The sequence below is a fragment of the Bacteroides sp. 90-K9/2 genome, assembly GCF_047310725.1.
Lineage (GTDB): Bacteria > Bacteroidota > Bacteroidia > Bacteroidales > Bacteroidaceae > Bacteroides > Bacteroides vicugnae.
In genome coordinates this window covers 200,604-212,769 of record NZ_JBCGVL010000009.1, presented here as the reverse complement: position 1 = coordinate 212,769, position 12,166 = coordinate 200,604, and the positions used below count along the sequence as shown (strand labels likewise).

Here is a 12,166-nt window from a genome sequence, read left to right as displayed (position 1 = left end):
GCACATAATAATATCTTGTAAATCAAAGACATAACACTATGAGAAATAAAATAGAAAATAGCATTTCTCATAGTATTTCCATCATTTATCCTTAAAACAACGCATTTCTCATACCTTTTCAAGGTATTTCTCATAGTATTTTAACCATTTATCCTATAAATTATCAAGCCAGATTCTAAGCTAAAGACCAAGTAGAATACCAGACTATACACTGCTTTACAATATATTACCAGTGCTTATTGAAAGTATATAGAGCGGACATTTGTATATTTTCCTACCTGTATCTGTATCGTTCCACTCCAGTGAACAGATCGTTCCACTCGAGTGGACGGTTCTTTTCACTCTAGTGCACAAGCCTGTTCACTGGAGTGGAACGATACAGATAGTAGTAGGAAGGAATGAAAATGATTAAGGAAAAACATAAAGATATAAGGTGAATGATACACAGGAAAGCAGTAAACAATAGGAAGTTGATTAATAAACGACATAAGGAAAGGAATAATCGCAAGTCCGGCGATAGTCCGGAAAAAGCTACAGCCATCATGCATGAGAAATGAGCAAAATAGATAAAAGGAGTATGAGAATAAGAGGAGAAATGAGTTGAAACCGATGAGAAATGCAGCTTTTTTAAGGATAAATGATGGAAATACTATGAGAAATACCATTTTACAGTTTATTTCTCATAGCATTATATTATTGATTTACAAACAAATACCATACCACTTATGAGAACATGAGAAATGAAAATGAAAAATCATTTGCAGGAGAACTTGAATTCAACGAAAGGTTATTTTTTAGGAAAGAGCAAAAAAGAAAGAGATAAATCAGGAATCCGGCCGAATCCATATACCGTATACCGACCGACCGAGCAAAATTCCTTTTCAGTTGTTATTCATATATATCATAGTATACACAATAAAAGTCAATATCATGGAGAAGAATATTTTTCAGTTAGATAATGAGCAACTCAAAGAAATTGCCCGTTCATTCAAAGCAAAAGTAGAAGAGGGATTGAACACTGAAAATGCAGAGATACAATGCATTCCAACTTTTATCACTCCGAAAGCAAGTAGTATTAATGGTAAATCGTTAGTGCTTGATTTGGGAGGAACCAATTATCGGGTGGCAATCGTTGACTTCAGTAAAGTTCCTCCAACCATTCACCCCAACAATGGTTGGAAGAAAGACATGTCGGTTATGAAATCTCCCGGCTATACCCGCGAAGAGTTATTCAAAGAATTGGCAGACATGATTACCGGAATAAAACGGGAGAAAGAAATGCCAATCGGATATTGCTTTTCTTATCCGACAGAGTCTGTGCCAAGCGGAGATGCCAAACTCTTACGCTGGACAAAAGGAGTTGACATAAAAGAGATGATTGGAGAAGTGGTAGGGAAGCCTTTGCTGGACTATCTAAACGAAAGAAATAAAATCAAGTTTACGAATATAAAAGTGCTTAATGACACCGTAGCCAGTTTATTTGCAGGACTTACCGACAACAGTTACGATGCATATATAGGTCTGATTGTGGGAACAGGCACCAATATGGCTACTTTTATTCCGGCTGACAAAATTAAGAAGTTAAGTCCGTCACATAAGGTCGATGGCTTGATTCCCGTTAATCTGGAGTCAGGGAACTTCCATCCGCCATTCCTCACTGCAGTAGATAATACGGTAGATGTAATCTCCGACAATCCGGGAAGACAACGTTTCGAGAAAGCTGTATCCGGCATGTACTTGGGAGACATTCTAAAAGCGACTTTCCCTCTGGAAGAATTTGAAGAAAAATTCGATGCACAAAAGCTTACCTCTATCATGAACTATCCCGATATTTATAAAGAAGTGTATGTGCAGGTAGCACAGTGGATATATGGCAGATCAGCGCAATTGGTTGCAGCTTCACTTACAGGGCTTATCATGTTGCTAAAGTCATACAATAAGGAGATAAGGAGAATTTGCCTGGTTGCCGAAGGAAGTCTTTTCTGGAGCAAGAACAGAAAAGATAAAAACTATAATATGATTGTCATGGAGAAATTACGGGAACTCTTCAGTTTATTTGGTTTGGAAGACGTAGAGATCGACATAAAAAGTATGAATAATGCCAATCTGATAGGAACAGGTATTGCGGCATTATCCTGACACGTTCCAATTTGTCATTGCACGGCAGGTCTTCAATCGACCTGTTCATAAAAATTCGATGCTGTATCAAATTTACTGATACAGCATCGAACCTATTTTCAAACTTATCAAATCCGGTTCAATATTTAGATAGAATATAGAACCTAAAGTAGCTATTATTTGATCTTCAGTGCAAAACCGCCTCCGGGTGCCAAATGAATCTTCAACTTACTGTCATTCTTTATCCGGAAAGATTCACATTTATAATCACGTCCAACCCGGTGAGCATTCACTCCATCCTTAAATAATGTAGCATCGTATGTTTTGTCGCCCAAGAAGGAACAATCTACTTCAATGTCACGTGCCGTCCAATCGGTAATTCCACCTACATACCAGACATTTCCTGCCCGGCGCGCCGTTACAATGTACTCTCCCATTTTGCCATCAAGCACGATACTTTCATCCCATACGGTTGGAATATTGGCAATAAATTCGGTTGATTCCGGTTCGCGCATATAGTTGCTTGGCGCATCGCACAGCATATTGAAAGGAGACTCGAATACCACATACAGAGCAAGTTGGCGACAGCGAGTTCCCTGGCTCATAGGTTCCGAGTTACAAGGATAATAGTTGCCTTTCGAAGCATTACGCATCGCGCCTTGGGTGTAATCCATCGGACCGGAAACCTGACGGGTGAAAGGCAACAGTACGTCATACTTCACCTGATCGACCGAAGCCGGACTCCATTTCATCTGTTCCAAGCCATTAACCCCTTCAAAGTTCAACACATTCGGATAGGTACGATTCAAGCCAGCCGGTTTATGCGTTCCATGCAAATCGAGAATCAATTTATATTTAGCACACATTTCGGCAGCCCGATAATTGAATGCTGTCATATACTGATCGTCACGATCCATAAAATCGACCTTAAAGCCTTTGACTCCCATGTCGGCAAAATAACGGCAAACGTTCTCCATATCACGATCGAAGGCATAATAACCAGCCCAAAGAATGATACCTACATTTTTGGAAGCTGCATAATCTACCAGTTCTTTCAGATTAATATCTTTTACTACTTGCATCAAATCCGCCTGCAGGTTGACTGCCCAACCTTCATCAAGGATTACATATTCTATTCCGTTTGCAGAAGCGAAATCAATATATGCTTTATAAGTCGGATTATTTACTCCGGTGATAAAATCAACGCCATCCAAGTTCCAGTTATTCCACCAATCCCATGCCACTTTACCGGGTTTGATCCATGAAATATCCGTCAGACGGGAAGGAGCAGCCAACAAATAGCTCAAGTTGCTTGCCGCCAAATCTTTATCGGAAGTGGTAACAATGCTCATTCGCCATGGAAAACTTCGGGGTTTATCTACTTTGGCAATGTAAGCTTCACGCTCTTTCACCAACATCTGAAGTTGATTGTGTCCGCCCTGCACCGTCTTCTTGGGATAGGGAGCGAATTGACCCGTCAATCGGTTTTCCCCTTCAGCAGCAGATAAATAGAGACCGGGATAATTCTCCAAACCGGATTCTGTGATACAAATCTTGACACCTTCACCAGCATCCACTACTAATGGCAAAAACATTAAACGTTTTTTATTCAGTTTCGATAATCGATCAGTAGTATAAGTGTTCTCGAAAGAATTGAAATATTGGGATTCGTAATCACCGTCTTTCCCCGCTTTTACATACGGAACAGAGGCTACCATATCGGACGGGAAACGGTAATCTACAGTTTCATCCACTACATTGAAAGGTTTCTTCGACCGGCTGACAAAGCGATATGCAATACCATCATTGTAAGCACGAAACTCTACGTTCCAATCTTTCTTAAACCGGAGAGTCAGTTCATTATAGTAATCTCTTAGTTCGTTGGCGCGATAGAAAGGGGAAGGAACCATCTGATCTACTTTTTTCCCGGAAGTGCCGGCCAACTTTGCTTTCTCTCCCCAAACTTCTCCATTCTCCAATGTCATCGAAATCGGAGAAGGAGCCAGTATCTGACGTCCGTCACAATGGATGTCATAAGTCAACTTATCACCGACGGTAATAGTTGTTTGGAGTTTCCCATCCGGAGAGTTCAAGGTAAATTGTTTTTGTGCTTGTACCGTAAGCGTACATGCGACAACACATAGAAATAATAAAATCTTCAGTTTTTTCATGGTTTTAATTATAGTAGTTATCAAATCATAAGAAGAATGATGCAAAAATAAAATAATATATTATAGTAACCTATATGAAAACTAAAAAACAGAAATGAAAAATGAATACGGGATTCTATCTTTTTCCTGTCAGAGATTTTATGCAATCGACTTCTTCCTGCTGAAAAGGTACTCCGTTAGAACGATAAATATCATGGAACCATAACTCCGGCTCTTCTCCCGACGGAATCACTTCATCCCAAGCAAAAATAGTATTTGTCTTTCCTGCAACAAATCCCCAATTAATAGCTCCGGCCTTTTCTTTTTTCATCAGAGGAAGGACATTGCAAAAACGGCTGTCATTGCGGCGGGCCATATATTCGGTACAGATCAACGGACGGTTAAGCATCTTTAGAAACTTGATGCACTCGGCATGCTGTGCCTCATTATCGTAATTATGATAAGAGATAATATCCGAATGATTCAGCATAAATGCATTCAGAACATTCTTGCGGGGAGAATTATAGTCCCAGACACCGGCAGTAATCGGTTGTGACGGTTTACAGTCGCGTACCCAGCGAAAAACATTGGTCAATAAAGACAAAGAGGTTTCCTCGTGTTTACTATTTCCGGGTTCATTATACAAATCCCACATCAATATCCGGTCATCATGAGCGTAAGTGCGTATAATATCTTTGACATACTCTTGTAGAAAAGGATACAAAGTCAGTGTATCCTTGCGCAAGCTACACGAAGGGTCCTGTACCCATCCGGAATTATGAACTCCCGGCTTCGGTTCTGGTTGTTTGCCATAAGTAGATTCAGCATTCCAACAGTCATCAAAGAATACAAACATAGGACGAATTGAGTACTTCTTACAAATATTCAGAAATTCATCCATACGTTTTTTCATGCCTTTCGCATCGTTTTTCCATACGACACTGCTTAAGAAAACCCGTAAGGTATTAAAACCCAGATCATGTGCCCATGACAGTTCTTTATCTATTTGTTTAGGATTGAAAGTATCCGCACTCCACATTTCTATCTGATTGATTGCTGTTGCCGGAATATAATTGCAACCTATCAGCCAATCCTGGTCGTCATACCATTTCTGGATTTTCTCTTCTGACCAACGATTATTGTTTGAGGAGTTGCACTCCTGCGTACAAGCATTTATACATATCCCCACTAAAAAGAATAAAAATGCAACACTAACACACCATTTATTTTTCATGTTATTTCAATTGATTAATATACAAGTCTATTTATTTTAATTTTCACCTTTGAGTTATACTGTATCCATCATTCAGCTCTAAACCGCTTGGTTTGTACATCACGGGAGTTCGATCCTACCATGACATCAAATTCTCCTGGTTCATAGATATATTCCAAACCGGAATTATAGAATTTCAGATCATTTTCCGTGATAACGAAGTTAATGTCACGACTTTCACCACTCTTCAGGAAAATACGTTCAAAGCCTTTCAACTCCTTCACCGGACGGGCAATCTCTGCATATATATCACGAAGATATAGCTGCACTGTCTCGTAACCGTCGTAGTTTCCTTTATTGGTAACAGTCACAGAAACCGTTAACTCACCGTTTTTAGGTAAAGTTTCCGAGCTAATCTGAAGATCACTATAAACAAAGTCTGTATAACTCAAACCATATCCGAACGGATACAGAGGCTCATTACTCTCATCCAGATAATTGCTGGCATAACGATTAAATATACGATTGTCAGGATCAGGACGACCGGTATTCAGATGATTGTAGAATAATGGCAACTGTCCCACCGAACGCGGGAAAGTCGTTGTCAATTTACCGCTTGGAGCTACCTTGCCGAACAGTACGTCAGCAACCGCATCCCCCGTTTCACTACCTCCAAACCAGACATTCAAGATGGAATGTACATTTGTAGCCTCCCAGTTCAAAACCAAAGGACGACCCGTGAACAAAAGAAGTACGACAGGTTTGCCCGTCTTCACCAGAGCTTTTAATAAGTCTTGTTGAGCATCGGGTATCTCCAGATTGGTACGTGAAACCGATTCACCACTCATTTCCGCACACTCACCCAAAGCAGCTACAATCACATCAGCACGGGCAGCTATACGCAAAGTCTCATCCAATAACTGCCGGTTGTCTCCACGTTCAAGCGGCCGAATACCCGTAGCAGCCTTTTCCGTTTCTGCATCATAATATATGTTACTGCCTTTCGCGTATAGTATTTCAGCCTTATCACCCGCTGCCGAACGGATTCCTTCCAGTAACGTTCCGTGCCGGGAAGGAGTACATGTCATACTCCACATTCCACACATGTTATTACGTGCATCTGCCATCGGACCGATCAGGGCAATCTTTCCTTTTATGTCCAAAGGAAGCAGATGACGATCGTTCTTCAACAAAACAAAAGTTTCAGTTGCAATCGTACGGGCGGAAGAACGATGTTCGGCCGTATAAAGTTTTTCCCGGGTACGCAGAGTATCACAATATTTATACGGATCGGAGAATAACCCCAATTTATATTTAGCTTCCAGGACACGACGGCAGGCCGCATTTATCTGTTCTTCCGTCACTTTTCCTTCTTTCAGGGATTCTTCCAGTGTGTTCAAAAAACCACAGGAAACCATATCCATATCTGTCCCTGCCTGCAAAGCACGTATGGAAGCTTCTTTCAGAGGGGCGACACCGTGGGAGGACATTTCGGCTATCGAATTATAATCTGTCACCAATAGTCCCCCGAAACCCCATTCATCCCGAAGCAGATCGGTCAGTAACCATTTATTGGCCGTGGCAGGAATACCGTCGACGATATTAAAAGAACTCATGACACTACCTACACCGGCATCAACGGCAGCTTTATAAGGAGCCAGATATTCGTTATACATACGCAGGCGGCTCATATCCACCACATTATAATCACGTCCTGATTCAGACGCTCCATAAAGTGCAAAATGTTTCACACAGGCAAGTATTTCATCGTTGCCCTGCATATTGTTTCCCTGATAACCACGCACATACGCTTTAGCCATTAAAGAACCCAGGTAAGGATCTTCCCCACTCCCTTCTGCGATACGTCCCCAGCGGGCGTCACGACAAATATCGACCATCGGGCTGAATGTCCAGTTAATACCGTCTGCGCTGGCTTCAATGGCAGAGATGCGTGCCATACGTTCGACGGCCAGAGTGTCCCAACTGCAAGAAAGCGCCAATGGGATCGGGAAAATAGTTTCGTAACCGTGGATAACGTCTGCACCTACAAGTAGAGGTATTTTCAACCGGCTTTCTTCTACCGCAAGGTGTTGCAGGGCATTAATTTTCTGGATCCCCTTGACATTGAAGAAGCCGCCTATTTCCTGTTTGCGAATCATATCGCTAAGTTCACCGTTCATCACCGAACCTGTCACGAGATCACCGCCCGAAGGCAGGTTCAGTTGTCCGAGTTTCTCACGGAAAGTCATCCGCTCCATTAAGTCGGTAATGAAACAGTCCATTTCCGCATCTTTCCCTCCCCCGGACGGTGAGCAGGCAAAGAGAGTAAGCCCGCAAAGGGCACAAGATATAAGATTTTTTATCTTCATTTTTCTTGTTATTGGGTTATTTATGCTTGTTGTCCGATTTTTCTTTCCACACCACTACTCCCGCAGGTTCAAGGCGTGCACTGCCAATCAGTACCTCCGCCTCATCGGGAATGACTATTTCCTGAATGTCCGACGTATAATTCAAGGCGATGTAAAAACCGTCACGCCATTCTTTCACTACTCCGTACGGCAAATCTTCGGTCGATACGCCTGCTTCTGTATATACACAACGTACCACCTCTTTTTCCAGTTTGCCGTCATCGGTATCCGTTCCAATATAAGTGACCGTTCCTTTACCCAGTTTGCGGTGTATCACGGAAGCGGCTCCTTTATAAAACTGGTCTGTATAGACAGCCCACACATCTGTTCCGGCAGCCGGTGTCAGTACGTCTCCCCAATTATTCCAGGCAAATTCCTTACCCTCGAAATCGATCTTTCCGTACAGATTGTGGGGCAGATGGTCATAATACAGGCTATTTATTCCGGCCAGTTGATGGATCGGAGCAGCCAAAGGAGCCTCCCACAGTTTGGCGTCACGGTCTTTCTGACCGGTACGGCAAGTCAGGATCAGATGTCCTCCCTTCTTCACATATTCAGTCCAACGTTCCACCAGCTTGTTGTCAAGCAACTGATAGGCAGGAGCTATCAGGAAAGGATAACCGGAAAAATCCTCTTTCTCCGAAATCACGTCTACGGGAGCTGCAAAAGATTTTAGCAGATTGTAATATTTATGCACGTGAGCCATCGTCCGCCATTGATCCGTCTGCCGCTGAAACTCCATTTCCCAATAATTACTCATATCGAAAAGTAAACCAATACGCCGGGAGGCCAGTTGACCGGGCATACGATTTTTCTTATCGTAGGCGGCACGCAGTTTTTTCATCTCTTGCGTAATGCGTACATATTCTTCACCGCCCGGAGAAAGAGTTACTCCATCAGTCATTATCATACCGTAATGATATTGCTCACTGCCTTTCAGAGGTTGACGGAAACGGTAATTGCATACGAATTTCCCACCACCTGCAAAGACGTGATACACCCACATACGGATGGCACCGGGTAAAGGTTGGGGGTTATACATTCCCCAGTTCACCTGCCCGGGTTGGAGTTCCATAACTCCAAAGGTTTTACCTACGCGATTACGGAACTGGTCGTTTGAGAAACCGAGATCTTCCGGAATACCCATCCGGAACCCCTGGCTGCCTATTCCCTGATTATGTCCGGTCACCAGATAGCGGGTGTAGGTCAGGAAATCCGGATGATCGATCCGTACCGGATCGACCGGATTAAAAATAGGTATCAGGTTGGTAGTGATCCATTGGTCTTTGCGGATATGCCGCCGGAGGATGTCTGCCTGCATATTGACAAAGCCTGCCAGTTCGTCCGCCATAAAGCGGTTCAAATCGAGCATGGCGTGAGGATTGGCCTTATCAGGTACTTCCTGCTGGTTGGGAAGGCGAACCTGCTCGAAATTCTGATAGGTTTCACTCCAGAAAGAGGCACCCCAGGTATCATTCAGTTTGTCAATAGTGCCGTATTTCTTCTGTAACCAGACATGGAATTTGGCTTGTGCATTTTCACTGTAATCTACCACCCCGTAGTGTCCCGGTTCATTGTCAATCTGCCAGCCGATAACAGTGGGATTATTGCCATAATGTATTGCCAGGCGGGAAACTATATTTTCTACATAATGACGGTAGCGATCGCTACTCCAGGAAGCGTGCTGACGTCGTCCGTGTTGAATGGTCACTCCATTATCCCGTTGAATCAGTATGTCGGGATATTTTTTCGACAGCCAGACGGGAGGCGTGGGGGTAGGTGTACACATGATTACTTTCAGACCATACTTCTCCGCCAGAGAAACTGCACGATCCAGCCATTCAAAATGATATTCTCCCTCTTCGGGTTCCATCATAGACCAGGCGAACTCTGCAAAATGGGTGAACTTGATGCCCATTTCCGACATTTTCTTCAAATCACGCTCCCATTGGGAGGAATCCCATTGCTCGGGATAATAGTAAGAGCCCAAAGCAAACAGCTCTTCCGGAGGAAAAGACTTATCGACCGGAGACTGGGAAAAGGATGATAATGAAAACAATAAAGTTAAGACAAATAGGAAATTCTTCATGGATATTATTTTTAGAATCTATATAATAAGACATTTCTGAAAGAAAAAGCCACATTGCTATTTGTATAAAGAGGTCGTGTTTCGGTGAAACCCGGCCTCTTTATCTTATGTAACACTAATACCTATGTCAGACTATTATCTCTTTGTAAACGTACAGGTATTTGTATTCATATCCAGTTTGACATGATATATACCGGCTCTGAAATTATTTCCCGGTCCGAAGTTCTCTGTTTCCTTCCATTGATCTCCATCCCAATAACCGCCCCGGGCTATTAAATCACCTTCAGATACGATGGTCACATCAAACGAAGTAATTTCATTATTCCAACCTTTTCTTTTATAAAATCTGAACATGAAATCGTTGTTCAGAAGGAGGTTAGTTTCATATACACGATCTCCGGTCTTCACACAACAAATAAAGTCTTTTGGATTATCCCATCCCCAGTTTCCAATGTCATCGGGAAGGAGTCCGCTGATTCTAGGATGGCCGAAGGCAGCTCCAGTTATCCATACTGTTTCCGGGAATTCCGTATCGGTCGTTTTCTCTACATATATAAGTTCTCTATCCTTATTATATGAAATCCGATACTTACCGTCCGGAGCGTTAAACTTATATTGTCCATTTTCATTCGTAAAGTATTCCGGTTGAAGCATATAGTCCAGATAACTAAATCCTTCGAAATCGACCACTTGTCCTTTCGTGAGGTTTAACTCTACAGCGATATAGCTTGGATTAGTAGATTGAGTCAGTTCCGTACCATTTATTTTATAAGATTCCGGTCCAAGTTGTCCTTCATCCACCTTATCAATAAACATACATATATTCTTATTCAAATCTATCCGGACACGATATACTCCCGGTGTGAAATCCGGTCCGGCTACAAAATCACCGGTAAAATGTCCGCCACCAGTGCCACCTGTTGCCGGATCACTGTAATACCATCCCTTACCCAATAAATTAACAGGTTGCGTATTGACAATAGTACTAGCCAGTTCACCTCCCCAAGGACGTTGTTTGTAGAATTTAAACTGGAAATCTTTAACCAGAAAAAGAGTAGTTTCAAAGATATTGTCTGATACCTTCACACACTGGAATGCATCACTCGGCAAGTTGAAAGTCCATGTGCCGACAGTCACCCGTCCGGCTTGAGGATGTCCGAAACTGGATCCGCAAACCCATAACCCATCCGGATAATTCACCGAGCGATTTTCCAGATATGTCAGTTTGTTTATCGGATCATAATACAATTTATAGTTTCCGTCTACTCCTATAAATGTGGCTTTATCTTTTGTTATATTTTCAAAGAAATCCGGTTGAAGCATCTTTCTCACATCACCAAAATTGCTGAAAGTCACTTCATCACCTTTATGAAGTTCCAAAGCAATGCCCAGAAAAGATGAAGCCTCTTCTAATATACCCATTTCCTGACCGTTAACCAGGAAGGATTGTTCTTGAATATTCTCATCTTTCGCTTCAAAAGCACAAGTGTTATTGTTCAAATCGAGCGTGATAAGATAAACTCCGGGTTGGAACAGAGGTCCCGGAATAAAATCTCCTCCCGTCTTTCCGGCAACCAGGAAAGGGGTAGTTAGAGTGATATTATCTTCGGGAAGAGTAGTGATCTCATTGTCTCCTTCTCCCCAGCCTCTATGCTTGAAAAACTTAAATGAGAAGTTATTAGCCAGATAGAGAGTCAGTTGAAAAACATTGTCGGCACTTTTATAGCAATAAAGCACATTGTTGGGTCCGTCCATACTCCAGCCGCTTGTGGTAACCAGCCTCGCTTGAGGATGTCCCCAGTTGGCTCCGCAGAGCCATAATCCGTCCGGATAGGTCGCCCCGGCTTTTTCTATGTACAAAAGCTCATTAGCAGGATCATAAAGCACACTATAATCAGCCGTCTCTCCTTTGAAACGGGCCTTATTTTCAGACACATATTCAAAGTAATCCGGTGAAAGAATGGATTCTATTTCGTCAACCCCCGAAAACTCGACTTCCTGTCCTTTTTCCAGATGAAGCTTTTTTCCCTGAAAATTAGAGTAAATCTCTTCATCCAACACTTGACCTCCTACAGAAAGAGGAGAGGCAAGTTTCCATTCCGGCCATTGATCCCATTTCTGTACGTCATCACTGCAAGATGCCGTTAACAGCAACAGAAGAACCGTATATATATAATATTTCATAATG

6 protein-coding genes are annotated in these 12,166 nt (G+C 42.4%); 1 reads left to right on the top strand and 5 read right to left on the bottom strand.

Going from position 1 to position 12,166, the window contains the following annotated elements:
- Positions 1-930: 930 nt before the first annotated feature.
- The gene (locus AAHJ11_RS18625) at positions 931-2,139 is read left to right on the top strand and encodes a hexokinase (protein ID WP_117971898.1); all 1,209 of its coding nucleotides are present in this window, start codon (positions 931-933) and stop codon (positions 2,137-2,139) included.
- Positions 2,140-2,294: 155 nt separating this feature from the next.
- Here the strand turns inward: AAHJ11_RS18625 and AAHJ11_RS18620 are convergent, their stop codons facing one another.
- The 5 genes from AAHJ11_RS18620 to AAHJ11_RS18600 all read right to left on the bottom strand — a co-directional run bounded on the left by AAHJ11_RS18620 (position 2,295) and on the right by AAHJ11_RS18600 (position 12,162).
- Complete coding sequence (locus tag AAHJ11_RS18620) at positions 2,295-4,289, bottom strand: glycoside hydrolase family 97 protein (protein WP_148367980.1); 1,995 nt, start codon at positions 4,287-4,289, stop codon at positions 2,295-2,297.
- A 115-nt stretch (positions 4,290-4,404) separates the two neighbouring features.
- On the bottom strand, positions 4,405-5,502 hold the full coding sequence (locus AAHJ11_RS18615) for a cellulase family glycosylhydrolase (protein ID WP_148367979.1): 1,098 nt from the start codon (positions 5,500-5,502) through the stop codon (positions 4,405-4,407).
- Between the two features lie 68 nt (positions 5,503-5,570).
- Entirely contained in the window at positions 5,571-7,850 is a 2,280-nt protein-coding gene (gene bglX / locus AAHJ11_RS18610) for a beta-glucosidase BglX (RefSeq protein ID WP_320975202.1), read from the bottom strand.
- Between the two features lie 16 nt (positions 7,851-7,866).
- A complete protein-coding gene (locus AAHJ11_RS18605) occupies positions 7,867-9,978 on the bottom strand; it encodes a beta-galactosidase (RefSeq protein ID WP_148367158.1) in 2,112 nt (703 codons plus the stop codon).
- A gap of 135 nt (positions 9,979-10,113) precedes the next feature.
- Positions 10,114-12,162, bottom strand: a complete 2,049-nt coding sequence (locus tag AAHJ11_RS18600; RefSeq protein ID WP_148367157.1) for a DUF5125 domain-containing protein — start codon at positions 12,160-12,162, stop codon at positions 10,114-10,116.
- Positions 12,163-12,166: the final 4 nt, after the last annotated feature.

Coding starts and splice junctions, on each gene's coding strand:
- AAHJ11_RS18615 (WP_148367979.1), bottom strand. CDS start 5,502: ATGAAAAATAAATGGTGTGTTAGTGTTGCATTTTTATTCTTTTTAGTG.
- AAHJ11_RS18605 (WP_148367158.1), bottom strand. CDS start 9,978: ATGAAGAATTTCCTATTTGTCTTAACTTTATTGTTTTCATTATCATCC.
- AAHJ11_RS18625 (WP_117971898.1), top strand. CDS start 931: ATGGAGAAGAATATTTTTCAGTTAGATAATGAGCAACTCAAAGAAATT.
- bglX (WP_320975202.1), bottom strand. CDS start 7,850: ATGAAGATAAAAAATCTTATATCTTGTGCCCTTTGCGGGCTTACTCTC.
- AAHJ11_RS18600 (WP_148367157.1), bottom strand. CDS start 12,162: ATGAAATATTATATATATACGGTTCTTCTGTTGCTGTTAACGGCATCT.
- AAHJ11_RS18620 (WP_148367980.1), bottom strand. CDS start 4,289: ATGAAAAAACTGAAGATTTTATTATTTCTATGTGTTGTCGCATGTACG.